Origin of the sequence: Actinomadura gamaensis (genome assembly GCF_042652125.1) — a bacterium.
In the GTDB taxonomy this organism is placed as follows: Bacteria; Actinomycetota; Actinomycetes; order Streptosporangiales; family Streptosporangiaceae; genus Spirillospora; species Spirillospora gamaensis.
The window spans coordinates 99,330-123,780 of record NZ_JBHSIT010000020.1; the positions used below are offsets into that span (position 1 = coordinate 99,330).

The 24,451-nt window shown below is 73.6% G+C and carries 25 protein-coding genes; 16 read left to right on the plus strand and 9 right to left on the minus strand.

Features of this window, described 5'->3' with window-relative positions; translation table 11 throughout:
* Window positions 1-104: 104 nt before the first annotated feature.
* From aceA to ACFPCY_RS41660, 5 genes are all read left to right on the plus strand, one after another.
* Entirely contained in the window at window positions 105-1,388 is a 1,284-nt protein-coding gene (gene aceA / locus ACFPCY_RS41640; RefSeq protein WP_378265165.1) for an isocitrate lyase, read from the plus strand.
* Between the two features lie 221 nt (window positions 1,389-1,609).
* The gene (locus ACFPCY_RS41645; protein ID WP_378265167.1) at window positions 1,610-3,115 is read left to right on the plus strand and encodes a M1 family metallopeptidase; all 1,506 of its coding nucleotides are present in this window, start codon (window positions 1,610-1,612) and stop codon (window positions 3,113-3,115) included.
* A gap of 127 nt (window positions 3,116-3,242) precedes the next feature.
* The gene (locus ACFPCY_RS41650) at window positions 3,243-4,031 is read left to right on the plus strand and encodes an ABC transporter permease (protein WP_378265169.1); all 789 of its coding nucleotides are present in this window, start codon (window positions 3,243-3,245) and stop codon (window positions 4,029-4,031) included.
* Complete coding sequence (locus ACFPCY_RS41655) at window positions 4,024-4,893, plus strand: ABC transporter permease (protein ID WP_378265171.1); 870 nt, start codon at window positions 4,024-4,026, stop codon at window positions 4,891-4,893. Before ACFPCY_RS41650 ends, ACFPCY_RS41655 begins: the two co-directional genes overlap by 8 nt.
* A gap of 11 nt (window positions 4,894-4,904) precedes the next feature.
* Window positions 4,905-5,885 (plus strand): ABC transporter ATP-binding protein, encoded by a 981-nt coding sequence (locus tag ACFPCY_RS41660; RefSeq protein ID WP_378265173.1) that lies wholly within the window; start codon window positions 4,905-4,907, stop codon window positions 5,883-5,885.
* On the opposite strand, the gene ACFPCY_RS41665 is transcribed toward ACFPCY_RS41660, so the two are convergent.
* A complete protein-coding gene (locus tag ACFPCY_RS41665) occupies window positions 5,882-6,559 on the minus strand; it encodes a response regulator (RefSeq protein WP_378265175.1) in 678 nt (225 codons plus the stop codon). The two genes, ACFPCY_RS41660 and ACFPCY_RS41665, sit on opposite strands and share 4 nt — an antisense overlap.
* Window positions 6,552-8,336, minus strand: coding sequence for a sensor histidine kinase (locus ACFPCY_RS41670; protein WP_378265177.1), 1,785 nt, complete (start codon window positions 8,334-8,336; stop codon window positions 6,552-6,554). The genes ACFPCY_RS41665 and ACFPCY_RS41670 overlap by 8 nt, the downstream gene beginning before the upstream one ends.
* A gap of 157 nt (window positions 8,337-8,493) precedes the next feature.
* On the opposite strand from ACFPCY_RS41670, the gene ACFPCY_RS41675 reads away from it, so the two are divergent.
* Genes ACFPCY_RS41675 through ACFPCY_RS41685 form a run of 3 tightly spaced genes read left to right on the plus strand, consistent with a single transcriptional unit; the run spans window position 8,494 to window position 11,279 of the window.
* Complete coding sequence (locus ACFPCY_RS41675; protein ID WP_378265179.1) at window positions 8,494-9,309, plus strand: ABC transporter ATP-binding protein; 816 nt, start codon at window positions 8,494-8,496, stop codon at window positions 9,307-9,309.
* A complete protein-coding gene (locus ACFPCY_RS41680; RefSeq protein WP_378265181.1) occupies window positions 9,299-10,186 on the plus strand; it encodes an ABC transporter permease in 888 nt (295 codons plus the stop codon). The genes ACFPCY_RS41675 and ACFPCY_RS41680 overlap by 11 nt, the downstream gene beginning before the upstream one ends.
* A gap of 49 nt (window positions 10,187-10,235) precedes the next feature.
* Window positions 10,236-11,279 carry an ABC transporter substrate-binding protein gene (locus tag ACFPCY_RS41685; protein WP_378265183.1) on the plus strand — a complete coding sequence of 348 codons (1,044 nt, stop codon included), beginning with the start codon at window positions 10,236-10,238 and terminating at the stop codon, window positions 11,277-11,279.
* Between the two features lie 154 nt (window positions 11,280-11,433).
* On the opposite strand, the gene ACFPCY_RS41690 is transcribed toward ACFPCY_RS41685, so the two are convergent.
* Window positions 11,434-11,901: a hypothetical protein gene (locus ACFPCY_RS41690; RefSeq protein WP_378265185.1), complete on the minus strand. Its 468-nt coding sequence runs from the start codon at window positions 11,899-11,901 to the stop codon at window positions 11,434-11,436.
* Between the two features lie 237 nt (window positions 11,902-12,138).
* On the opposite strand from ACFPCY_RS41690, the gene ACFPCY_RS41695 reads away from it, so the two are divergent.
* A complete protein-coding gene (locus ACFPCY_RS41695) occupies window positions 12,139-12,846 on the plus strand; it encodes a hypothetical protein (protein ID WP_378265187.1) in 708 nt (235 codons plus the stop codon).
* 5 nt (window positions 12,847-12,851) lie between these two features.
* A complete protein-coding gene (locus ACFPCY_RS41700) occupies window positions 12,852-13,406 on the plus strand; it encodes a hypothetical protein (protein WP_378265189.1) in 555 nt (184 codons plus the stop codon).
* 78 nt (window positions 13,407-13,484) lie between these two features.
* On the opposite strand, the gene ACFPCY_RS41705 is transcribed toward ACFPCY_RS41700, so the two are convergent.
* The gene (locus ACFPCY_RS41705; protein WP_378265191.1) at window positions 13,485-14,915 is read right to left on the minus strand and encodes an alpha/beta fold hydrolase; all 1,431 of its coding nucleotides are present in this window, start codon (window positions 14,913-14,915) and stop codon (window positions 13,485-13,487) included.
* A 193-nt stretch (window positions 14,916-15,108) separates the two neighbouring features.
* On the opposite strand from ACFPCY_RS41705, the gene ACFPCY_RS41710 reads away from it, so the two are divergent.
* Both ACFPCY_RS41710 and ACFPCY_RS41715 read left to right on the plus strand, forming a co-directional pair.
* Window positions 15,109-16,515, plus strand: a complete 1,407-nt coding sequence (locus ACFPCY_RS41710; protein ID WP_378265193.1) for an aldehyde dehydrogenase family protein — start codon at window positions 15,109-15,111, stop codon at window positions 16,513-16,515.
* A 176-nt stretch (window positions 16,516-16,691) separates the two neighbouring features.
* Window positions 16,692-17,441: a hypothetical protein gene (locus ACFPCY_RS41715; RefSeq protein WP_378265195.1), complete on the plus strand. Its 750-nt coding sequence runs from the start codon at window positions 16,692-16,694 to the stop codon at window positions 17,439-17,441.
* A gap of 68 nt (window positions 17,442-17,509) precedes the next feature.
* On the opposite strand, the gene ACFPCY_RS41720 is transcribed toward ACFPCY_RS41715, so the two are convergent.
* The 3 genes from ACFPCY_RS41720 to ACFPCY_RS41730 all read right to left on the minus strand — a co-directional run bounded on the left by ACFPCY_RS41720 (window position 17,510) and on the right by ACFPCY_RS41730 (window position 19,970).
* Window positions 17,510-17,839 (minus strand): DMT family transporter, encoded by a 330-nt coding sequence (locus ACFPCY_RS41720; RefSeq protein WP_378265197.1) that lies wholly within the window; start codon window positions 17,837-17,839, stop codon window positions 17,510-17,512.
* Between the two features lie 37 nt (window positions 17,840-17,876).
* Window positions 17,877-18,749, minus strand: a complete 873-nt coding sequence (locus tag ACFPCY_RS41725) for an LLM class flavin-dependent oxidoreductase (protein WP_378265199.1) — start codon at window positions 18,747-18,749, stop codon at window positions 17,877-17,879.
* An 84-nt stretch (window positions 18,750-18,833) separates the two neighbouring features.
* The gene (locus ACFPCY_RS41730; RefSeq protein WP_378265201.1) at window positions 18,834-19,970 is read right to left on the minus strand and encodes a helix-turn-helix domain-containing protein; all 1,137 of its coding nucleotides are present in this window, start codon (window positions 19,968-19,970) and stop codon (window positions 18,834-18,836) included.
* A 126-nt stretch (window positions 19,971-20,096) separates the two neighbouring features.
* Here ACFPCY_RS41730 and ACFPCY_RS41735 point away from each other — a divergent pair, with 126 nt between their 5' ends.
* The gene (locus ACFPCY_RS41735) at window positions 20,097-20,897 is read left to right on the plus strand and encodes a class II aldolase/adducin family protein (RefSeq protein ID WP_378265203.1); all 801 of its coding nucleotides are present in this window, start codon (window positions 20,097-20,099) and stop codon (window positions 20,895-20,897) included.
* A gap of 202 nt (window positions 20,898-21,099) precedes the next feature.
* The gene (locus ACFPCY_RS41740; RefSeq protein WP_378265205.1) at window positions 21,100-21,384 is read left to right on the plus strand and encodes a hypothetical protein; all 285 of its coding nucleotides are present in this window, start codon (window positions 21,100-21,102) and stop codon (window positions 21,382-21,384) included.
* Window positions 21,385-21,576: 192 nt separating this feature from the next.
* On the opposite strand, the gene ACFPCY_RS41745 is transcribed toward ACFPCY_RS41740, so the two are convergent.
* Complete coding sequence (locus ACFPCY_RS41745; protein WP_378265207.1) at window positions 21,577-22,050, minus strand: MarR family winged helix-turn-helix transcriptional regulator; 474 nt, start codon at window positions 22,048-22,050, stop codon at window positions 21,577-21,579.
* Between the two features lie 57 nt (window positions 22,051-22,107).
* Here ACFPCY_RS41745 and ACFPCY_RS41750 point away from each other — a divergent pair, with 57 nt between their 5' ends.
* Window positions 22,108-22,509, plus strand: coding sequence for a VOC family protein (locus ACFPCY_RS41750; RefSeq protein WP_378265209.1), 402 nt, complete (start codon window positions 22,108-22,110; stop codon window positions 22,507-22,509).
* Between the two features lie 21 nt (window positions 22,510-22,530).
* Here the strand turns inward: ACFPCY_RS41750 and ACFPCY_RS41755 are convergent, their stop codons facing one another.
* Window positions 22,531-23,019, minus strand: coding sequence for a cupin domain-containing protein (locus tag ACFPCY_RS41755; RefSeq protein ID WP_378265211.1), 489 nt, complete (start codon window positions 23,017-23,019; stop codon window positions 22,531-22,533).
* Between the two features lie 178 nt (window positions 23,020-23,197).
* Here ACFPCY_RS41755 and ACFPCY_RS41760 point away from each other — a divergent pair, with 178 nt between their 5' ends.
* Window positions 23,198-24,331 carry an RlpA-like double-psi beta-barrel domain-containing protein gene (locus tag ACFPCY_RS41760; protein ID WP_378265213.1) on the plus strand — a complete coding sequence of 378 codons (1,134 nt, stop codon included), beginning with the start codon at window positions 23,198-23,200 and terminating at the stop codon, window positions 24,329-24,331.
* Window positions 24,332-24,451: the final 120 nt, after the last annotated feature.

Sequence of the window (24,451 nt, forward strand, 5' to 3'; positions counted from 1 at the left end):
ATTAACGCCCGGAGCCGGGGCATAGTCGTGGCAAGCACCCAGGGGACGACATCCCGGGACGGCGCGGTCCGGCCGTCCGTCCCGGCTCATGGAAGGGCAGGACAATGACCGAAGGTCGCCTCAAGGGCGCAGCGGACGAGCTGCGGCGGCAGTGGAGCACCGACGAGCGGTGGAAGGGCATCGAGCGGACCTACACGGCCGAGGATGTCATCAAGCTGCGCGGGTCGGTGCAGGAGGAGCACACGCTCGCCCGCCTCGGCGCCGAGCGCCTGTGGAAGCTGCTGCACGAGGAGGACTACGTCCACTCGCTCGGCGCGCTCACCGGCATGCAGGCCGTCCAGCAGGTGAAGGCCGGGCTCAAGGCCATCTACCTGTCCGGATGGCAGGTCGCCGCGGACGCCAACCTGGCCGGCCAGACCTACCCCGACCAGAGCATCTACCCGGCCAACTCGGTCCCGGCCGTGGTCCGCCGGATCAACAACGCGCTGCTGCGCGCCGACCAGGTCCAGTGGAGCGAGGGCTCGGGCGACGTGCACTACCTCGCCCCGATCGTCGCCGACGCCGAGGCCGGCTTCGGCGGCGTGCTGAACGCCTTCGAGCTGATGAAGGGCATGATCGCGGCCGGCGCCGCGGGCGTGCACTGGGAGGACCAGCTGGCCTCGGAGAAGAAGTGCGGCCACCTGGGCGGCAAGGTCCTCATCCCGACCTCGCAGCACATCAAGACGCTCAACACCGCCCGCCTGGCCGCCGACATCGCCGGCGTGCCGTCCCTGATCATCGCGCGGACCGACGCCGAGGCCGCGACCCTGATCACCACGGACGTGGACGAGCGCGACCGCGAGTTCATCACCGGCGAGCGCACCGCCGAGGGCTTCTACCACGTGCGGAACGGCATCGAGCCGTGCATCGCCCGCGCCAAGGCCTACGCGCCGTACTCCGACCTCATCTGGATGGAGACCGGCACCCCGGACCTGGAGCAGGCGCGCAAGTTCGCCGAGGCGGTCAAGGCCGAGTACCCCGACCAGATGCTCGCCTACAACTGCTCGCCGTCCTTCAACTGGAAGGCGCACCTGGACGACGCGACCATCGCCAAGTTCCAGCGCGAGCTCGGCCACATGGGCTTCAAGTTCCAGTTCATCACCCTGGCCGGCTTCCACGCCCTGAACCACGGCATGTTCGACCTGGCCTACGGCTACGCCCGCGAGGGCATGACCGCCTACGTCGAGCTGCAGGAGCGCGAGTTCGCCTCGGTCGAGCGCGGCTTCACCGCCGTCAAGCACCAGCGCGAGTCGGGCACCGGCTACTTCGACATGGTGAGCACCGCCATCTCGCCGGACTCGTCCACCACCGCGCTGAAGGGCTCCACCGAGGAGGCGCAGTTCCACTAGGCCCCCGCTGAGCCGGATCCGGCCGGGCCGCGCCCCGGCCGGATCCGCGAGGACCGGCCCACCGGTCGTGGTCGCCCCCACGACCGTCCCGCGGCGAAGGCCCCTCCGTCCTACACCCGGAGGGGCCTTCTGCCGTGTCCAATTAAGGCCCATCTATCGACTTTCGCCCCATACGGGGGCAAGGTGATCTTCACCATCCCCAAGGGAGAGGATCACCCCCGATGGCAAGGCGCTCCCTCCGCCTCGTGCCCACCGTCCGCACTCCCGGCCGCCTGCTTCCCCTGGCGCTCGCCGCCGTCACCGCGGTGGCCCTCGCGCCCGCCGCCTCCGCCGCCTCGCACGCCCGGTTCACCCCCGGGGCCGAGGGCGTGGGCGACTCCTACTTCCCCCTGGAGGGGAACGGCGGCTACGACGCCCTGCACTACTCCCTGAACGTCGCCTACGACACCGAGTACGGGCAGCTCGACGGGACCGTCACGATGACGGCGCGGGCCACCCAGAACCTGTCCTCCTTCGACCTCGACCTGTCCGGGATGGACGTGTCGAGGGTCGTGGTGGACGGGCACCGCGCGACCTGGAAGCGGCGCGGCCAGGAACTGAAGATCACGCCGCGGCGCGGGCTGCGGAAGGGCTCGGCCTTCCGGGTCGCGGTGACCTACGGCGGCGTCCCGCAGACCATCGTCGGCTCCCCGATCGTGTTCGGCTCGCCCTACGGCTTCCTGAAGACCCCGGACGGCGCGTTCATCGGCGACGAGCCGAACGCCGCGTCCACGTGGTTCCCCGTGAACGACCACCCCAGCGACAAGGCCACCTACGACTACACGGTGACCGTGCCGAAGGGCCTGACCGTCGTCGCGAACGGCCTGCCGGAGGGCAGGCGCGACGTCATGGCGTCCTTCAGCCGCCGTAAGGCCGCCACGCGCGCCAGCACGTTCCGGTGGCGCGAGAACAGGCCGATGGCCAGCTACCTGGCGACGATCGACATCGGCAAGTGGGACGTCAAGCAGTCCAGGACGCCCGGCGGGCTGAACAACTACGTCGCGGTCGACCCCGTCCTGAAGACCGGCCAGCCGAACGCGGTGCAGTTCTTCACCGACACCACCGCGGAGGCCACCGACCTGTGGGCCAAGACGTGGGGCCCGTACCCGTTCGAGACGACCGGTGCGATCGCCGACAACGCCGTCTACCAGGGGCAGCCGCTCGGGTTCTCGCTGGAGACGCAGAGCAAGCCCGTCTACTCGGCCGTCCGTAGCACCTCGACCATCGCCCATGAGCTGGCCCACCAGTGGTTCGGCGACAGCGTCTCGGTCGCGCGCTGGAAGGACATCTGGCTGAACGAGAGCTTCGCGTCCTGGTCGCAGTACTACTGGGACGAGCTGCACGGCGGCGCGACCGTCCACGACCGGGTCCGCACCGTCTACAACAGCCACGCCTACCCCGACCCGGCGGGCAGCCCCTACTGGTCCGTCGAGATCGCCGACCCGCAGCGGGACACCATGTTCAACTCCCGCGTCTACAGCGGCGGCGCGATGGTCCTGCAGTTCCTCAAGGAGAAGATCGGCGACGACAGGTTCTTCACCTTGCTGCGCACCTGGGCGGCGCAGCACCGCTACGGCAACGGCAACACCGAGCAGTTCGTGGCGCTCGCCAGCAAGGTCTCCGGCCAGGACCTGACCGCCTTCTTCAAGACCTGGATCTACTCCACCGGCAAGCCCCCGCTTCCGTAACCGTCCGCATCGTCAGGACCCCGGGGAGGGCGGCTCGTCCCCGGGGTCCCGCGGTGTCCGGGGCGGGAACGTTCGCGACGGGAAAAGGCATGGAACCTTCGAGCCGGACGTCCTAGGCTCGTGGCCAGTGGGCGTCATTCCGTGGGTCTCCTGGTACGCACTGCGACGATACTCCGCCTATCCCCTCGGCTCGGCGGCCGAAGCCGTCACCAACACGTTCTTCGGGGTCATGCGCGCCTCGGTCCTGCTCGCGCTGTGGCGGGCCCGCCCCGGGCTCGGCGGCTACGACGCGACGGACGCGGTGACCTTCTCCTTCCTCACCCAGGCGCTGATCGGGCCGGTCCAGATCTTCGGCGGCATGGAGCTCGGGCAGCGCATCCGCACCGGCGACGTCGCGATCGACCTGCACCGGCCGGTCGACCTGCAGGCGTGGTGGCTCGCCGACGACATCGGCCGCGCGGTCTCCACGCTGCTGCTGCGCGGGCTGCCGCCGATGCTGGTCGGGGGCCTGCTGTTCACGCTGCGGTGGCCGGGGCCGGGCACGGCGGCGGCGTTCGCGGCGTCGGTCGGGCTGGCCGTCCTGCTGAGCTTCGCGCTGCGGTACCTGATCACGCTGTCGATGTTCTGGCTGCACGACGAGCGCGGCGTCCAGGCGGTGGCGCTGGTGCTGTCGCTGTTCCTCTCCGGGATGCTCGTGCCGCTCGTGGCGTTCCCGGGCGCGCTCGGCGAGATCGCGCGGGCGCTGCCGTGGTCGGGGCTGGTGCAGGTGCCCGCCGACGTGTACCTCGGCCGCCGGACCGGTGACGGGCTCGCGGCGGCGCTCGGGTTCCAGGCGGCGTGGGCGGCCGGGCTGCTCGCGGCCGGACGGCTGCTGACCCGCGTGGCCCAGCGCAGGCTGGAGGCGCAGGGTGGCTAGCCGCGAGATGACCGCCGGTCCGGGCGTCCTGGGCCGCAGCGGACGGGCCGTCACCCGCAGCGGACGGGCCGTCACGACGTACTGCCTGCTCGCGTGGACGTGGATTCGCGCGGCGGCGCAGTACCCGGTGTCGCTCCTGCTGCTCGCGCTCGGCACCGCCGCCACGGCCGGGCTGGACGTCGCGGCGATCATCGTCATGTTCAGCCGCGCCCAGCGGATCGCGGGGTTCGACGCGGCGGAGGTGCTGTTCTTCTACGGCACCTCGGCGCTGTCGTTCGCGGTGTCGGACATCCTGCTCGGCACGACCGAGCGGCTCGGCGAGCACGTGCGGGAGGGGACGCTGGACGCGCTGCTGGTCCGTCCGGTGAGCCCGCTGATCCAGCTCGCGACCGAGGACTTCTCGCCGCGCCGGATCGGCCGGCTCGTCCCGCCGGTGCTCGTGCTGGCGCTCGCGCTCCCCCGGCTGGACGTGGCGTGGACGCCGGGCCGGGTCGCGATGGTCCCGCTGATGGTGGTGGCCGGGACGACGATCTTCGCCGGGATCTGGGTGCTGTGCTCGGCGGTCCAGTTCGTCCTGCTGAACAGCCACGGCGCGACCAAGGCGCTGACCTACGGCGGCGCGTCCCTCACCCAGTACCCGATGACGGTCTTCGCGCGGGACTTCGTGCGCGGGGTGACCTTCGTCGTGCCGCTGGCGTTCGTGAACTGGATGCCCGGGCTCTACGTGCTCGGGCGGCCCGACCCGCTCGGGCTGCCGGGCTGGACGCGGTTCGCCTCGCCGGCCGTCGGCGCGGCGCTGTGCGTCGTGGCGGGCCTGGCGTGGCGGGCGGGGCTGCGCCGCTACCGCTCGACGGGAAGCTGAGAGGGGACGCGATGATCGAGCTGACCGACGTGACCAAGACCTTCACCCTGCGCCGGCGGACGGGCCGCGGGCTGCGCCGCGAGCGCACGACCGTCCGCGCCGTGGACGGGGTGACGTTCGCCGTCGAGCGGGGCGAGTTCCTCGGCTACCTCGGCCCGAACGGCGCGGGCAAGAGCACCACGATCAAGATGCTCACCGGCATCCTCACCCCGTCGTCGGGCCGGGTGCGGGTCGCGGGGCTCGACCCGTCCCGCGCCCGGACGGCCCTCGCCCGCCGCATCGGCGTGGTGTTCGGCCAGCGCACGACGCTGTGGTGGGACCTGCCGCTGCGCGACAGCCTCACGCTCGTGCGGCGCCTCTACCGGGTGGAGGAGCACGCCTACAAGGCGCGCCTGGCGGAGCTGACCGCGCTGCTGGAGCTGGAGCCGTTCCTCGCCACCCCGGTCCGGCAGCTCAGCCTCGGCCAGCGGATGCGCGGCGACCTCGCGGCGGCGCTGCTGCACGACCCCGACCTGCTGGTCCTCGACGAGCCGACCATCGGCCTGGACGTGGTGAGCAAGGCGACCGTCCGCGCGTTCCTCGCCCGGCTGAACGCCGAGCGCGGCACGACGATCCTGCTCACCACGCACGACCTCGGCGACATCGAGCGGCTCTGCCGGCGGGTGATCATCATCGACCACGGCCGGGCGGCGTTCGACGGCGGCCTCACCGCGCTGCGACGGGCGGCCGGCGCCGACCGGCAGCTGGTCGTCGAGCTGGCCGCGCCCGTCCCGCCGGTCGAGGTGGACGGCCTCGCGGTGACCGACGTCGAGGGCCCGCGCCAGACGCTGCGCCTGCCCGACGGCGCGAACGCCGCGTCCGTGGTGGCCGCGCTCGCCGCCCGCTACGACGTCCGCGACATCGCCCTGCGCGAGACCGGCATCGAGGACATCATCGCCCGCCTCTACCGGGGCGAGCGCCCGGCCCCGTCCGTCCCCTCGGCCGCCCCTTAGCGGGGTGACCAGGAGTACTCGTGTTCGGGGCGGCCGGTCGCGCCGTAGCGGAGAGCGACGTGGACGCGGCCGCGCTGCGCGAGGCTCGCGAGGTAGCGCTGGGCTGTCGCGCGGGAGATGCCGACGTCCTCGGCGACCTCGGCGGCCGAGCGGGGCACGCCCGCGCGGCGCAGCGCCTCGGCGACGAGCTGCGCGGTGACCGGCGTCCGGCCGGACGGGCGGGCGGGCCCGGCGGACAGGGGCGCGTGCAGCTCGCGCAGCGCCTCGTCCACCGCGTCCTGGGTCAGCTCGCCCGGCCCGGCGAGCGCGCGCCGGTACCGGGCGTAGCCGACCAGGCGGGCGGTGAGCGCCTCGGCCGCGAACGGCTTGACCAGGTAGTGCAGCGCGCCGTGGCCGAGGGCCGCGCGCACCGACGCCGGGTCCGCGGCGGCCGTTGCCATGATCACGTCCGCGTCCAGCTCGGGGAGCAGGCCGAGGCCGGACGCGTCCGGCAGGTAGACGTCGAGGAGCACCAGGTCCGGGTCCAGCTCGACGGCGAGCTCGCGGGCGCGGGCGGCGCTGTGCGCGGTCCCGCACACCTGGAAGCCGTCCACCGAGGAGACGAAGCCCGCGTGGACCTGCGCCACCCGGAAGTCGTCGTCCACGACGAGCACGCGGATCACCTGGTCAGCCATCGTCGGCCTCCTTACCCAGCACGCCGGGCAGGCGTGCGACGACGACCGCCCCCGTCGTCCCGTGCCGGGCGTCGTCCGGCGCCCCGGCCGGACCGGGCGGGTCGAGCCGCCGCGACCGGTCGGGACGGTCGGGACGATCGGGCTGGTCGGGACGATCGGGCTGGTCGGGACGGTCGGGCTGGTCGGGACGGTCGGGCTGGTCGGGACGGTCGGGCTGGTCGGCGAAGGTCACGTCGCCGCCGCGGGCGCGGGCGGTGCGGCGGGCCAGGCCGAGGCCCAGGCCGCGGGCGCGGCCCCCGGTCGGCTCGCGCGTGGTGACGCCGTCGCGGAAGATCTCCTCGCGCAGCGAGGCCGGGACGCCCGCGCCGGAGTCGGCGACCGTGACGTGCAGGTCGGGGCCGTCCCCGAGGAGCTCGACCTCGACCCACGCGGGCCGCCGGCCGCCCTGCCGGGCCGCCTCCACGGCGTTGTCGACCAGGTTGCCGACCACGGTCGTGACGTCGAGGGGGTCGATGATGCGGCCGGGCACGAAGCTGCCGGGACCGACGTCCAGCCGGACGCCGCGCTCGGCCGCGACCGCCGTCTTCGCGGACAGGAACGCCTGGAGGTAGGGGTCGAACACCGGGTCGGACGGGACGGGCTCGGCGGCCGGGGCGCCGGACGCGTCGGTCACCAGCGTCGCCAGGTACCCGGCGGCCTCCTCGTGGTGGCCGAGGTGCAGCAGCCCGGACAGGGTGTGCAGCCGGTTGGCGTACTCGTGCCGCTGGGCGCGCAGCGCGTCGAACAGCGTGCGCACCGAGTCCAGCTCGCGGGCCAGCGTCTCCACGTCGGTGCGGTCGCGCAGCGTCACCACCGCGCCGAGGTCGCGGTTGCGCCGCCGCACCTCGCGCCGGTTGACGACCAGGACCCGCTCCCCCGCCGTGACGAACAGGTCGGCGGCGGGACTGCGCCCGGCGAGCACCTCGCGCAGCGGGCCGGGGACGTCCAGCTCCTCGACCGGCACGCCGCGTTCGAGCCGGGTGCCGAGCAGCCGCGCCGCCTCGGCGTTGCAGACCGCGACGCGTCCGGCGGCGTCCACCGCGACCACGCCCTCGCCGACGCCGTGCAGGACGGCCTCCCGCTCGTGCACGAGCTCGACCAGCTCGTACGGTTCGAGGCCGAGGGTCTGGCGGCGCAGCCGGACGCCGATCGCCGCCGACGCCAGCACGCCGAGCAGCAGCGCGCCCGCGACGAACGCGCTCAGCCCGCTCAGCGCGTCGTCCAGCTCGCGGTCGATCGCCCCGGCGTCGAAGCCGACGCTGACCTCGCCGACGACGCGTCCGGCGGCCTCCGGACCGGACGGATCGTACAGCGGCACCTTGCCGCGCACCGACAGCCCGAGCGTGCCGCGCTCGAACCGGACGACCTCCCGTCCGGCCAGCGGCGCGGACGGGTCCGTGCTGACGCGCTGCCCGAGCAGCGCCTCGGTCGGGTGCGAGTAGCGGATGCCGCGCCGGTCGGTGACCACGACGAACAGCGCCCCGGCCCGGCGGCGGACCCGCTCGGCCCGGTCCTGGACCAGGTGGCCGGGGTCGCCCGCGACCACGGACCGGCCGACGTCCGGGTCGGCCGCGACGCTGCGGGCCAGGGTGAGGGCCCGCTGGCCGAACTGGTCGCGCAGCTCGCCGTCCAGCCGCCAGGCCACCAGGGCGTAGCCCGCGCAGCCCACGACGACCACCACGGCGATCTGCAAGATCAGCACCTGGCGGGCGAACGGGAGGCGGAGGCGGACGGGCATGGCAGGTCAACGTACCTGATGGCTTACCCTGCGCACAGCCCCGCGCGAGCAGAACGAGCAGAACCCGCGCAACACGCTCAACGTGCGGTTATGCGAATTGCGCGGGCATCGCGAGCAAGGGTTCCCGTGACCCCGGTCACTTCCTAACCTGCCGGGCATGTCCCAGCAGCACGCCCCGGTGATCGAACTTCACGGGGCCACCAAACGCTTCCGGTCCGGCGCGGGCCTGCACACCGCCGTGCGCGACCTGAACCTGACCGTCGCGCCCGGCGAGTTCGTCGCGGTCGTCGGCCCGACCGGATGCGGCAAGTCCACCACCCTGTCCCTGGTGTCCGGTTTGGAGCCGCCGTCCGCCGGGACCGTCCGCGTGCACGGGAGGCCCGTGACCGGAATCCCCGACGGCGTCGGCTACATGTTCCAGAACGACGCCGTGCTCCCCTGGCGCTCCGTCCTCGACAACGTCGCGACCGGCCCCCGCTACCGGGGCGTCGCCAAGCGCGAGGCGCGCGAGAAGGCCCGCGAGTGGGTCGCCCGCGTCGGCCTCGCCGGGTTCGAGAAGTACTACCCGCACCAGCTCTCCGGCGGCATGCGCAAGCGCGTCGCGCTCGCCCAGACGCTGGTCAACGAGCCGTCCGTCCTGCTGATGGACGAGCCGTTCTCCGCCCTGGACGTGCAGACCCGCGGCCTCATGCAGGACGAGCTGCTGCGGCTGTGGTCCGGGTCCGGCGCGGCCGTCGTGTTCGTCACGCACGACCTGGAGGAGGCGCTGGTGCTGGCCGACCGGGTGGTCGTCATGACCGCCGGGCCCGCCACCGTCAAGAGCGTCTTCGACGTCCCGCTGGAGCGCCCGCGCGACGCCGAGGAGGTGCGGCTGACCCCCGAGTTCCTCGACGTCTACCGCGAGGTGTGGGAGTCGCTGCGCGAAGAGGTCCAGATCACCCGCGAGAGGGGAGCAGCCGGCCGTGCCGCATGACGTCGAGACCGAGCGGCCCGCCCCGGCCGCCGCGCCCACCCCCGAGGAGGAGGCCCGGGCCGTCGCCCAGGCCAAGGCCGCCGCGCTGCGCCGCCGCGCCATGATCTACGCCGTCCGGCTGGTGATGGTCGCGCTCTGGCTCGGCTCCTGGGAGCTGGCCGCGCGGAACTGGATCGACCCGTTCTACTACTCCCGGCCCTCCGCGATCTGGGACCGCCTGGTCGACTGGTTCACCAACGGCACCTCGCAGGGCTCGATCTGGGAGCAGATCTCCTACACGCTGCGCGAGGCCGTCCTCGGCTTCGTCCTCGGCTCGCTCGGCGGCGTCGTGCTGGGCGTGGTGCTCGGCCGCAGCCGCTTCCTGTCGGACGTGTGCGCGCCGTTCATCAAGGCCGCCAACGCCATCCCGCGCATCATCCTGGCCTCGCTGTTCGTGATCTGGTTCGGGCTCGGCATGCAGTCCAAGGTCGCCACGGCGTTCGTGCTGGTGTTCTTCGCGGTGTTCTTCAACGCCTTCCAGGGCGCCCGCGAGGTGGACCGCAACCTGGTCAACAACGCGCGCATCCTCGGCGCGGGCCGCTGGGCCGTGCTGCGGACGGTGGTCGTGCCGTCCGCGACGTCCTGGATCCTCGCCTCGCTGCACTCGGCGTTCGGCTTCGCGATCATCGGCGCGGTCGTCGGCGAGTACAGCGGCGCCGACAAGGGCCTCGGCCTGCTGATCAACCACGCGCAGGGCACCTTCGACGCGGCCGGCATCTACGCCGGAATGATCATCATCACCGTGCTGGCGCTGCTCGCCGAGTGGCTGCTGACGATGCTCGAAGGCCGGCTGCTGCGCTGGCGCCCGCCGTCGGCCGCCGACGCCAACCCCGTCTGACCTGCCGCTGTCCCCCTCCGTCCCCCTCTCGTTCCTGGAGACCCACCCCATGCGCACCTCCTACCGCGTCGGCGCCGCCGCCCTGGCCGCCGTGACCGCGCTGTCGCTCACCTCCTGCCGCAGCTCCAAGTCGTCCTCGTCGTCGGGCGACTCCGGCGGCACCGTCAAGATCATGGTCGGCGGCATCGACAAGGTCATCTACCTGCCCGCCAAGCTCACCGAGCAGCTCGGCTACTTCAAGGAGCAGGGACTCAACGTCCAGCTGCTGACCGAGCCCGCCGGGGCCATCGCCGAGAACGTGCTGATCTCCGGCGACGTGCAGGGCGTGGTCGGCTTCTACGACCACACCATCGATCTGCAGACCAAGGGCAAGTGCATCGAGAGCGTCGTGCAGTTCGCCGACGTCCCCGGCGAGGCCGAGATGGTCTCGGCGGACAAGGCCGGGCAGATCTCCTCCCCCGCCGCGTTCAAGGGCAAGAAGCTCGGCGTGACCAGCCCCGGCTCGTCCACCGACTTCCTGACCCGCGCCCTAGCCGTCAAGGCGGGCGTCCAGCCGTCCGACTACACCACGGTCAAGGCGGGCGCGGGCGCGACCTTCATCGCGACCCTCGGCAACGGCGGCATCGACGCGGGCATGACGACCGACCCGACGATCGCCAAGCTCACCCAGTCCGGCAAGGGCAAGGTGCTGCTCGACATGCGCACCGAGGAGGGCACCCGCAAGGCGCTCGGCGGCCTCTACCCGGCGTCGTCGCTGTACATGGACTGCAACTACGTGAAGTCCAACCCGCAGACCGTGCAGAAGCTCGCGAACGCCTTCGTCAAGACGCTCGGCTGGATCAAGGCCCACAAGCCGGACGAGATCGCCGCGAAGATGCCCGCCGACTACGCGGGCGGCGACCCGGCCCTCTACAAGAAGGCCATCGGCGACTCGATCGGCATGTTCACCGCCGACGGCGTCATGCCCGCGGAGGGCGCGAAGAACGTCCTGGAGGTCCTGGCCCAGTTCTCCCCGAACGTCAAGGGCAAGAAGGACACGATCGACCTGGCGAAGACCTACACCACCGAGTTCGTCTCGAAGGCCGGTAAGTAGGAACCGGAGGTCTTTTCGGCCAGCACGGGGACGCGGCCTCCACCCGCGTCCCGCTCCCGCCGTCCGGCGCCGGTTCCCCCGACCGGTGCCGGACGGCCTTTTCGGTCCGGGGGGCGGCACCGGTTCCGGTCGTCCTGTCTTCGGGTTCGGGACGTCAGCGCTCGGCGGGCGAGTAGTAGTCGACGCGGGGCTCGTCGTCGTCGCGTCCGCCCCAGCGGCGCGGGGCCCAGGTGGGGACGAGGAGCGCGAAGCCCAGCATCGCGTCCACGCCGGAGCCGAGCAGCATGCGCAGGCCGAAGTCCAGGTCGCCGGGCGCGTGCATCCGGGCCGGCAGGCCGAGCACCCCGCCGGGGTCGGCGAGGAACGCCGCCGACAGCCCGAGCAGCGCCAGCGCCGGGACGAGCGAGACCAGCGGCGACGCCCAGCGCGCCACGATGATCACTCCGGCGACCAGGCCCACGGCCGCGAGCAGCGCGAACGCGCCGTAGCCGCGGGTGTGGTCGGTGATGACCCGGTCGCCGCCGTCGAACGACTCGGCGGCCTGCGCGTAGCCCCAGGCGGCCCCGGCCAGCAGCGCGGGGGTCAGCAGGATGCCGAGGAGGAGTCCGGCCGCGTGCCGCACCGCGCGTCACCTCCCCTCGCCCGGCCGCGCCGGAGGAGGGGCGCGGCCACCGCCCCATCAGACCATGAACACCCCGGATTGTGGGGTCGATCCGGCTTTGCCGCACCAATCCGGGTCTGACCGATTTAGCACTCACGGTCGGTCCGTGACCTGGCGTCCGTTTCGACGGGGAGCACGGGGGCATCGGCGGACCGTTCGTTCCGAGCACAACGGAGTCGACACTTCGAGGAGGACGCAATGTCGACCGCCGTGATGGTCGTCATCGCCATAGTGGTCGTCCTGGCCGTCGCCGCCGCGCTCCTGCTGGCCGTCCGGCAGAGCCGCACCCGGCGGCTGCGCAACCGCTTCGGCCCGGAGTACGACCGCGCCGTCGAGCGGGCGGGCGGCCGGAGCGCCGCCGAACGGGAGCTGATGTCCCGCGAGAAGCGGCACGAGGAGCTGTCGCTGCGGGAGCTGGACCCCCGCCAGCGGGAGCTGTACCGCGAGCAGTGGACGCACGTCCAGGAGCAGTTCGTGGACACCCCGGACGCCGCCGTCGCGCAGGCCGACCGGCTCGTCACGGCCGTGATGGGCGACCGCGGCTACCCGACCCGGGACTTCGACGACCGGGTGGAGCACCTGTCGGTCGAGCACGGCCGGACCCTCGACCACTACCGGCGCGGCCACGAGATCAGCGTCCGCGCCGACCGCAAGGAGGCCTCGACCGAGGACCTGCGCCAGGCCATGGTCCACTACCGCGCCCTGTTCGAGGACCTGCTGGCCGTCCCGGCCGGCGAGCGCTCCGCGCGGACGCCGGCCGCGGGCCCCGAGGGCGCGTCCGCGGACGGGGACACGGGCCGGCGCACCGGCGAGCCGACCGCCGGATCCGTGGCCGAGCCGACCGCCGGCCGGGCCGCCGGACCGGGCGCCGAGCGCCGCGACGACGGCCGCGAGCAGAGGAGCTGATCGCAGTGTCACCCACTTCCCCACGACCGGCGCAGGATCCGGCGCGTCCCGGCCCCGCGGGCGCCGCGGCGAGGACCGAGCGCGAGCGCGCGGCCGGAACCGCCGACGTCACCGCCACCAACACCGGCACGCCCGAGACCGATCCGGGCGTCCGCGTGGCCGGACGGCCGCCCGAGACCGACCCGAACACGCCCGACACCGCGCCCATCGTCGCCGGGCACCCGCACGGCGGCGACGACGGCGGCGCCACGCGATCCCCCGAACCCCGGCCGGACGGCTCCGTCGAGAGCAGGCTCCTGGCGGACGCCGAAGCCGGGCGCTTCCGGGAACGCTGGCACGAAGTCCAGGCGGGCTTCGTGGACGACCCGGAGGAGTCCGTCCGCAAGGCCGACGAGCTGACCGCCGAGGTCGTCAACGCGATCGGGCAGGCGCTCACCTCGCGCAAGCACGAGCTGGACGAGCGGTGGCGCAACGAGAAGGACGCGCCGTCCGACACCGAGCGGCTGCGGCAGGCCCTGCGCGGCTACCGCACCCTCGTCGACCGGATGCTCGGCGCCTGACCCACCCCGACGCGCCGCCGTTCGGACGGCGGCGCGTCACCTTGCCCACCGGGACGCGCTGGCCGGCGGGGCGGCGGGTCAGGTGTTGAGGAAGGCGTAGACGGCCTCGCGGCCCTGGGTGCCGCGCTCGCGGTTCTGGATCGAGTGGCTCGCGCCCTTGACGATGACGAGCTCGCCGCGCGGCGCGTTGGCGAGTTCCTCCTTGGCCCACTCCATCGGCGTGGACAGGTCGTGGTCGCCGTTCACGATCAGGATGGGGACGGGCGGGAGCTTCGTCTTCGGCTCGGCGGTGTGCCGCGCGACCGGCCAGGTCAGGCATTCCTGGATGAACCCGTCACCCACGGCCGTGGCGGTCGTGAACGGCCACGTCGCGCTTGCGGGGAGGTGCCGCCGGGTGTACTCCAGCGCCGCCGGGCGCCGCGCGACCGGGGTCTCGGACGTCCCCCACGGGAACACTCCGTCGCCGCAGATGGTGGCCTCGTGCAGGCCCGCGCTGAAGGACGCGACCGGGTCGCCGCCGGGCGCCATGAGCTTCATGATGTTGTCGAGGCGGGCCGGGTCGCCGAGCCGCGCCGCGTGCATCGCGCCCACCACGTCGCCCGATCCGGCGGGCAGCCCGGCCGGGTTCGGGTCGCGGTAGGACGGGTCCACGAACTCGTACGAGACGAGCATGTCCCACATGAGGACGGCGTCCTTGCGGTGCCGTGCGAGGTAGGCGACGTCCTGCGCGGGGTCGTAGCCGCACGCGGGCGCGGTCTTGCACGCGTCGCGCAGCACCCGCGCGACCGCCCGCTGCCCGGTCGTGTAGAGCATCTGCTCGTGGTTCGGGTCCTTGTGCGGCAGCACCGAGTCCAGGACGACCTTGCTGACGTGCCCGGGGAAGAACGAGGCGTAGTTCGCCGCCGTGAACGAGCCGTAGGAGACGCCGTCCACGACCCACTTCGGGACGCCGAGGGCCCGCCGGAACATGTCCAGGTCGCCGACCGTCTGCTCGGTCGTGTAGTAGCTGCGCCTGTCACCGACGACGCCCGCGCACTCGGCGACCGCGTCGCGCGTCGGCGGCGCGATGTCCGAGCTGCCCACCTGCGCCTGCATCTTCGGGCAGTCGATCGCGCCGAACTGGCCGGTGCCGCGCTGGTCGATCATCACGAACCGGTAGTTCTTCGCCAGCTCCGGCAGCCGCTGCCGGGTGAGCCGGGTGAGGAACGGCACCCCCGGCTGCCCGGGACCGCCCGTCAGGAACAGCAGCGTGCCCTTCGGGGCCTTGATGTCGTCGGACATCCCCACCTGGAGGTCGAGGGTGCCCCTGGCCGGGTTCCGGTGGTCGAGAGGGACCCGGAGCGTCGCGCACGTGAAGCCCGGCTGGCCCTCGCACGGATGCGGGCTGGCGAGGCCCGGCCGGGGCGCGGGCGCCGCCATCGGGGACCGCGCGGACGCCGCCGTCGCCGTCCCGCCCGCGAGGGTCATCGTGAGACCCGCGACGAGCGCCGCGGAGAGTCGTGATCGCATGAGCGAGATGATGTCCCGCCGGTCCTGCGGAGCCCACCCCACCTGCCGGAACCGGCCAACCTCCTGCCGACTCCGGCCACCGCCGCCCACCCGCGGTGACCGGGCGGGGCACCGCCGCGCGGCGGGGTGGTGCCGGGCCGGTCGCCGGGTGAATACTGAACGTCGTTCGGTATGTGCCGAGGTGGGAGGTTCCATGGCCGGGTACACGATGACGATCGGTGGGAGGGCCGTCGAGGCGTCCGGGACGTTCGGCGTGGTCGATCCGTCCACGGGCGAGGTGGCCGAGCAGGCGCCGGACGCCACGCGCGAGCAGCTCGACGCGGCGATGGACGCGGCGCAGGCGGCCCGCGCGGGATGGCGCGCCGACGAGAAGGCGCGGCGCGAGGCGCTCCGCGCCGCCGCGGACGTGCTGTTCGCGCGATCGGAGGAGATCGGCCGGGTCATCACGCTCGAACAGGGCAAGCCGCTCAAGGACGCCACCACGGAGGCGATCGGGGCCGGAGTATGGCTGAAGTACTTCGCCGACCTGGAGCTGCCGCGCGAGGTCATCCAGGACGACGACGCCGCGTTCGTCGAGGTCGTGCGGCGTCCGCTGGGCGTCGTCGCGGCGATCACGCCGTGGAACTTCCCGCTGCTGCTCGCCGCCTGGAAGCTCGGCCCGGCACTGCTGGCGGGCAACACCGTGGTGCTCAAGCCGTCCCCGTACACGCCGCTGTCGAGCCTGCTGCTCGGCGAGGCGCTGCGGGACGTGCTGCCGCCCGGCGTGCTGAACGTGGTGAGCGGCGGCGACGAGCTCGGCGCGTGGATGACCGCGCACCCCGTCCCCCGCAAGATCAGCTTCACCGGGTCGGTGGCGACGGGCAAGCGGGTCGCCGCGTCCGCCGCGCCCGACCTCAAGCGCGTCACGCTGGAGCTGGGCGGCAACGACCCGGCGATCCTGCTGGACGACGTGGACCCGGCCGCCGTCGCCGACCGCCTGTTCGGCGCGGCGTTCATGAACAACGGCCAGGTCTGCTCGGCGGTCAAGCGGGTGTACGCGCCGGAGGCGATCTACGACGACGTGGTGGAGGCGCTCGCCGCGCGGGCGCGCGAGGCGAGGGTCGGCGCGGGCACGGCCGAGGGCGTGGAGTACGGGCCGATCAACAACCGGCCGCAGTTCGAGCGGGTGTCGGAGCTGGTCGCCGACGCGATCGCGGGCGGCGCGAAGGCGGCGGCGGGCGGGCGCCCGATGGACCGTCCGGGCTACTTCTTCGAGCCGACGATCCTCGCGGGCGTGGCGGACGGCGTCCGGATCGTGGACGAGGAGCAGTTCGGCCCCGCGCTGCCGGTGATCGCCTACCGGGACCTTGACGAGGCCGTGGCCCGCGCCAACGGCACCCATTTCGGCCTGTCCGGATCGGTCTGGGGCGGCGACGCCGACCGCGCCGCCGAGGTCGCCGGGCGCCTCGAATGCGGGACGTCCTGGGTGAACACGCACCTGGCGCTCGGCCCGCACCAGCCGTTCGGCGGCTTCAAGTGGAGCGGCGTCGGCGTCGAGAACGGGCCGTGGGGCCTGTACGGGTTCACCGAGCTCCAGGTCATCCACCGCGCCAAGGGGTGACCCCGCGCCCGGTCCGTCGCCCCTGTCCGTCGCCCGGTCCGTCCCCGCGCGCCGCCGGGGACGGCAACCGAGGCCGGATAGTGACGTGCCCGCTACTGGTGGCATAGACCCGAGATGGGACACTTTGCGGCGAGGACGCGGGCGCGGCAGCGCGAGACCGATCGTGGAGGACCCGGATGAGCAGCTGGGACGTCATGCGCCAGGACGACGCCGGCAACGAGTTCCGCGTGGCGGGCTTCGACTCGCGGATCTCGGCGCTGGCCCGCGTCCTGGTGCTGGAGAGCGGCGTCCCGCACAGGCAGCACTACTGGGTCGCGGGCCCGGAGGGTCCGGCGCTGCACACCAACCGCGAGCTCTACCTGCACTTCCTCCAGCTCGGCCAGGAGGCGCGGTCGGCGTCCTGGTCGCTGTCGGCGTTCCTGCGGGCGCTGTGGAAGGTGAGCGGCCCGCTCCGCGACCGGGACGGCGTGGAGCCGGACGACGTGGCCGCGATGTTCACCGCCGCCACCCTCACTCCCCCGCCGCCGTTCGATCCGGCGTGGCGGACCAAGGACCTCTCCCTCGCCGGGGACGAACCGGCCGACCACGCCGACTGGGAGCGCGTGCTGCTGTCCCAGCTCGCCGACCTGGAGGACTTCGCCGAGCAGCCGCCCGGCCCGCGCGCCCGCTTCGGCGTGGACGCGCCGCGCCCGCCCGGCTCGGGCCGCCGCGCCACCCCGGCGCGCTGGTACAACTTCGACCCGGCGACGTACCTGGAGTGCGCGGTCGCGGGCAGCGTCGGGGGCTGGGACGCCGCCGACGGCGCCCGCGTCCCGCTGGACACCGCGTCCGCCGCCGCTCCGACCCGCTCCTATGTCCGCGACATCACGGCCATGTCCTGGGCCGACCTCGCCCGCATCGCCGTCTGCGGCCAGATGTACCAGTGACCGCACGTACCGACGAGAACCCGCCGCCCGCGAGCGGGTGAGAACCGGAACCCGCGACGGCGGCGGGGTCAGCCCTGGCCGACCCCGCCGCCGAGGTTCATGACGATCACGCCGAGGACGATGATGACCGCGCCGACCACGGTCAGCGGGCGGACGGGCTCGTCGAACAGGACCACCCCGCCGACGAACGCGCCGATCGTGCCGAGCGCCGACCAGATCGCGTAGACCGGGCCGACGTTCAGCGCGGTCAGGGCCCTCGCCATCAGCGCGAACGACACCAGGTAGCCGACCACGACGACGGCGCTCGGGACGAGCTTGGACAGCCCCTCGGACGCGCGCAGCGAGAGCGTCGCCGCGACCTCCGACACGATCGCCAGGGCCAGCAGGACATAGGGCATTCGAAGACCTTCGGGGGAGGCGGAGCCGGGAGCGTGGTCAGGCGGTGTGGTCGGCGGCGACGGCCTCGAAGGTCTTCATGTCGGCCGCCCAGTCCGAGTCGGGACGCGGCCAGTGGAGGGCGATGTCGGTGACGCCCAGCTCGGCGTAGCGTCCGGCGAGGTCGGCATAGGACGCGGACGACGCGAGCCACGGCTCGTCGGTGAAGCCGGTCAGCAGGAGGCGGCGCTGGGTGGCCGGGTCGCGTCCCTCGGCCTCGCACGCTTCGTCGAGTAGGCCGATTTGGATGCGGACCAGCTCGTACGGGTCGTCCGACTGGGGACCCTCCGCGGTGGTGATCCAGCCTTCGCCGTACCGGGCGGCGAGACGCATGCCGCGCGGGCCGCCGCCCGCGATGAAGAACGGGACGCGCGGGCGCTGGACGCAGCCCGGCCCGGAGCGGAACTCCTGCGCGCTGTAGTACTCGCCCTCGTGGGTGGTCTCGGGGCCGCGCAGCGCGCGGTCGAGGAGGTCCACCCATTCGGCGAAGCGGCCGGCGCGCTCGCGGGGCGTCCAGTCCGGGCCGCCGAGCAGGCCGCCGTCGGACGTGCGGGACGTGCCGCCCGCGCCGATCCCGGCGGTGTACCGGCCGCCGCTGATGTCGTCGATGGTCCTGATCGCGTGCGCGGTCGGGACGGGGTGCCGGAAGTTCGGCGAGGTCACCAGCGTCCCGAGCCGGACGCGGGAGGTGACCGCGGCGGCCGCGGCGAGCGTGGTGTAGGCGTCGAACCAGGGCGTGTGGCCGCGCCAGGCCGTGTGGTCGTAGATCCAGGCGGTGTCGAAGCCGAGGTCCTCGGCGCGCCGGAACAGCTCGCCGGTCTCCCGCCAGGACTGGATCGGCCACATCACGGTCCCGAGCCTCGGTGCGTTCACCCGGTCACTCCCCCTCGTCGTCCGGACGTCGCCGGCGTCTCCGGCGGCGCGGCCCCATCCCATCATCCGGCACCGACAGCGCGGTCAGCGGGCCGGAACGTCCAGCCACGTCCGGAGGGCCCACCACCAGTGCGCGGTGTCCGCGACGGACGCGGCGGCGAGCGGGCGGCCGGTGAGTTCGCGCAGGCGGCGGAGCCGGTACTTCACGGTGTTGCCGTGGACGTGCAGCGCGGCGGCGGCCGGCTCGATGCGGCTGCCGTGGTCCAGGTAGGCGAGGGCGGTCTCGGCGAGCTCGCGGTGGAACGGGTCGCGGGGGTCGAGCGCGGCGAGCAGGGCGTCCGCGAGGAGGCGGCCGAGGTCGGGCTCGCCGTCGGCGGCCGTCAGCAGGGCGAGGTCGCCGAGACGGCGCAGGCCGGTGAGCCCCGCGCGCGTCCCGGCGGCCAGCGCCCGGCGGGCCAGCGCGTACATCGGCGCGACGCCGTCCGGACGCCGCGGCGGCGCGGCCACCATCAGCGGCCCGTCCGCGGGCAGGTCCGGCAGGCGCGCGACGAGCGCGACCATCCGGCCGTCCACCAGCGCCGACAGGCCCGGCCCGGCCGCGGTCAGCGCGCCCTCCAGCCGGGACGCGACCGACGGGTCGCTCACGTCGGAGACGACGCAGTGGTAGGCCGTGCCCGCGTCGAGCGGCGCCGGACGCGGCGCCGGCTCGCCGTGCAGGAGGCGCCGCAGCAGCTGCGCGTGGCTCTCGCGCGTCGTCTGGGCCATCTCCAGCTCGGCGGTGCGGTGCGCGTGCACCATCCGGTGGACGAGCGCGGTCGTCACGCCGTCGATCGCGGTCAGGCCGTCCAGCAGGACGCCGTCAGGGACGCCCTGGCGGCGGCCCTCGCCGGTGAGCCGGCGCACCAGGTACTCGCGGCCGGCCTGGAAGCCGTCCAGCAGCGCGGCGACCGGGACGCCCTGCCGGGCCCGGTCGGAGCCGAGCCGTCCGGCGGCCTCCAGCGCGGCCGGGTCGGGCTCGCCGGTCCCGTCCGCGAGGCTGGCCAGCACGCCCTCGATCAGCGCCCGGACGTGCCGCCGCACCTCCGCCTCGGGCAGCTCCGCGACCTGCGCGGACCGGGACCGCGCCGCGCGGACCGTCGCGTCCAGCAGCGCCGGGTCGGCCGCGCCGTCCAGGAGCAGCAGCAGGTAGCGGTCGGGTTGGTCGGATCGGCCCGTGCTCACGCCCGCCATTGTCCCGGCCGTTGTCCGCGACGGACAACGCGCCCGTCCCGGATTGGGCCGGGGCGGGCTAGGCGACGGCCGTAAGGGTGCGCTTTCGTAGGGGTATCCCGACCCGAGGAGACGCCGATGTCCGCCGAGGAAGAGTTCCTGGACAAGATGCTGCCCGCGAAGGACCTGATCTTCCGCCTGCCGGAGACCTTCGCGACCGTGGAGGAGGAGCGGCGGCACCGCAAGGAGCGGCTGACCGCGGCCCTGCGGATCTTCGGCAAGTTCGGCTTCGAGGAGGGCGTGGCCGGGCACATCACCGCCCGCGACCCCGAGCTGGCCGACCACTTCTGGGTCAACCCGTTCGGGATGTCCTTCAAGCACATCAAGGTCAGCGACCTGATCCTGGTGAACCACCGGGGGCAGGTCGTCGAGGGCCGCTACCCGGTGAACGAGGCGGCCTTCGCGATCCACTCGCAGGTGCACCAGGCCCGCCCGGACGTGGTGGCCGCCGCGCACAGCCACTCCACCTACGGCCGCGCGATCTCCGCGCTCGGCCAGAAGCTGGAGCCGATCACGCAGGACGTGTGCGCCTTCTACGAGGACCACGGCCTGTTCGACGACTACACCGGCGTCGTCACCGACGTCGAGGAGGGCAAGCGGATCGCCGCCGCCCTGGGCGGCTACAAGGCCGTCATCCTGCGCAACCACGGCCTGCTGACGGTCGGCGACTCGGTGGACGCGGCCGCCTGGTGGTTCATCACCATGGAGCGCTCCTGCCAGGTGCAGCTGCTCGCCAAGGCCGCCGGTCAGGTCGTCCACATCAGCGAGGAGAACGCGAAGCTGACCCACGAGCAGCTCGGCAACGACCTGGTCGCGTGGATCAACTACCAGCCGCTGTACGACCAGATCGTCCGCGAGCAGCCGGACCTGTTCGACTGACGGACGGTCCGGTCCGTCGAGGGCCCGGTTCCGGTGGGCGCGCCACCGGAACCGGGCCCTCGGCGTCACATGCTCTGACCTGCGCGGACGTTCCCGGCCAGGAGGGCAAGACTTGGCCCGCGCATTGCCATGCGGACCTGCCCTGAGGGAAAGGGGACCAGCAGGGTCACCAGACCCGCGGATACCCAAGGAGGAAGCATCCATGGTTGGCCTGCTACACAAGATGGGCGTGTCGTCCAACATCCTGTACGCGATGGGGGCGGCGTCGATCGGAGCGTCGTTCGTCTCCTGGATGGTGTCCCGCGGCGCCGAGTCGACCGAACGAGCCGACCGGTGGGGCATCTTCGTCGGGCAGTGGGCGCCGACGTTCTTCGCGGTCGGCTGCGCGTTGCGGCTGGAAGAGCAGTGGGGCCCCGAACACGAGCACGAGCAGGCGCAGCAGTCGCGCGAGCGCATGCGCGAGGCGATGCCCACGGGCTCCAGGTAGCGCGCACCGGAACCTCGGACACGGCGTCCGAGGGTCCGGTGCACACCCGTCACTCGTCACGCGTCCCGGCCGGGTCGTCGGCACCCGGCACGGGCCACGCCCACGAGCACCCGGTCGCCTCTCTCACGAGTGCTCGGCCGCCTCACGTACCAGGGCTCGGTCGCGTACGAGGGCTCGGTCGCGTACGAGGGCTCAGTCGTCTCCGCGCGCGGCGAGAACCTCCTGGTGGTCGAGGACGCGGCGGAGCATGTCCGTGAAGGCGGCGCGTTCGGACGGGTCGAGCGCGGCGAGCAGTTCGGCGTCCAGGCCGGCGGCGCGTCCGGCGACCGCGTCCAGTTCCGCGCGGCCCTCGGGGGTGAGGGCGACGACGTAGCGGCGGCGGTCGGACGGGTCGCGGTCGCGGCGCAGCAGGCCGCGGTCCGCCAGCGTGCCGACGACGTCCACCAGGTCGCTGGGGTCGATGCCGAGGCGGGCGCCGAGGTCGCGCTGGGACGGCGGCGCGGTCGCGTCGTCCAGTGCGGACAACACGGCGAAGTGCCAGAGGCCGAGATCGTGCTCGTCCATCATGCGGGCCATCCGGGCGCGGCCGAGGCGTCCGGCGCGTGCGAGGACGTAGGTGGTGACGTCCAGCATCCGGGGCGGGGTGCTGCGCGCGGGTCGGTCCATGTCCCTATAGTAGGGGACGACCAATCATTGGTGACCTCCAACGAATAGGAGCCCGCCGTGGACCTGCTGTACCCCCGGCTGCTGGTTGACGACTTCGACGCCTGCGCCCGCTTCTACACCGTCGCTCTCCGCGACCTGCTCGGCATCGAGCCGGTGAAGGTGCTGCCCGAGGCCCGCTACGCGAACTGGGACCTGGACGGCCAGGCCGTCCTCTCGCTGTTCGGGCGCGCCGCGATCGCCGCCGTCGCCGGGACGTCCGACCGGCCCGCGGCGTCCGGGCAGGACCGCTCGATGCTGGTCTTCAAGGTGGACGACGTGGACGCCGCGGCCAAGTCCCTCGAAGCGCTCGGCGCGTCCGTCGTCGCGGCTCCGGCGGACCGTCCCGAGTGGGGGCCGAACCTCCGCTCGGCGCACCTCCGCGACCCGGACGGCAACCTCCTGGAACTCCAGAGCTACTGACCGCCGGCCGCCCCGCCCCCGTCAGGGACGCTCGACGTCGGCCCACAGGCTCGGCAGGTTGACCACGATGCCCTCCTGCGTGCTGCGGGCGATCACCACGACCGCCTCCTCGTCCGCCGACGGGTTCTCCTCGCGGTGCGGGACGTACGGCGGGACGAACACGTAGTCGCCCGGCGAGGTCTCGATCCGCACCTCGCGGTCGCCCTCGGCGAACACGAACACCGGATGCCCCGACACCACGTAGATCGCGGTCTCGGCTTCGCCGTGGTGGTGGTCGCCGGAGCTCGTCGCCGGGCCGACGTGCGTGCGGCCCATCCAGAGCCGCTCGGAGCCGACCGTCCGGCCGGAGATCGCCTCCAGCCGCCGCATGCCCGCGGTCTGCGCGGTGTCGCCGGTCAGGGCGTCTCCGCGCACGTGCTCGATCCGTCCGGGGGCGGACGCGCCGCCGTCGATGCGGCCGTGCCAGGCGGCCGTGCCGGACGCGGCCGCGTTCTCCTTCGCGTCGCTCACGGCTCGATTCTGCCATCCGGGTCCACGGTGGGCGGCGGGCCGGCCCGCACGGTCACTCTTGCGCTTCCTCGCCTCCGCAACACCTTCCGTTGCCCGCATCCAGACCTTACACTCCGCATTGTCCGCACGCGATTACTCTCAGTTTGCGGACGAAGGAGCTTCCGGGAGGTGAGGGCGCGTGAACGAACCGGCCCGGGAGGCGGCCGACCAGCTGGTGCGGCTCACCCGGCTCGTGCTGCGGGCCGAGGACGCCTCCGGCCTCGAACCGGACGACGAAGCGGAAATCTTCGGCGGCTCCGGGAGCTGCGGGAGCTCCGGGCGCACCACCCGCACGCTGCGGCACAACCGCGCCACGCTCAGCGCGCGGGAGACGCGGATCTTCGGGCTGATCGTGGCGGGCCGGTGCAACGCCCTCCTGGCCGACCTGCTCGACCTTCCCGAGCGCGCGATGGAGCAGCACCTCGCGACGCTTCTGGCCGAGTTCTCCCTCCCCGAAACGGCGGCTCCGGCCCCGTCCCCGCCGTCGCCCCCGCCGCCGCCCGCACCGCCTGCGGGCCCCGGCCGGATCGCCGCGTTGCTGATCGTGCCGATCACCGGCGCCGTCCTGGTCGGCGGGGCCGCCGCCGCGTTCGCGTTGCAGTCCCCGGACCCGCTCTCCCTGCGCTCGACCTCGGCCCGCTCGTCGCGGGACCGGCACGCGTCCCCGGCCCGGACGTCACGGAACCGGCACGCGACCTCCGCGCGCTCTCCGCGAAACCGGGACGGAGACGCGGCCCGGTCGCCGCGGAACGGGGACGCGGCCTCGGCGCGGGACCGGGGCGCCGTCCCCGCGCCGGGCGGCGTGCCTCGCGGTCTCCCTGGTGGCGGGCCGGGAGGGGCCGCCGTCGCGCCCGGGGCGCAGCCGGTGATCCCGGTAGCGCGGCCCGCGCCGACGCCGTCCCGGCGCAAGCCGCGGCTGCCGTTCGGGACGGCGACCGCCACGTCCTTCTGGGACCAGTCGACCGCGCGCGGCGCGCGCATGTCCTACCGGACGGTCGCCAGCCCCTACTGGCCGCTCGGCACCCGCGTCCGGATCGACTACCGGGGGCGGAAGGTGACCGGCGTCGTCGAGGATTTCGGCCCGGCCGACTGGGCGATCGCGCAGCACGACATCCCCGCCATCATCGACCTGTCCGAGGAGATGATGGCGGAGCTGACCGGCCGGCGCGTGCACGCCGTCCACATCCGTTTCGAGGTGCTGAGCTGGGGGAACGGCGACGTCTACCGCGACTCCGGTCCCGGCTACGCGCTCGCCTTCGGCCACGGCGGCTGACCGCCGCGCCCGCCCGGCCCGCCGCCCGCCCGAACCGCCGGACCGCCGGGCCGTCGGGCCGCCGCGCCGCCGGGCCGTCGGGCCGCCGGGCCGCCGGGCCGCCGGGCCGCCGGGCCGCCG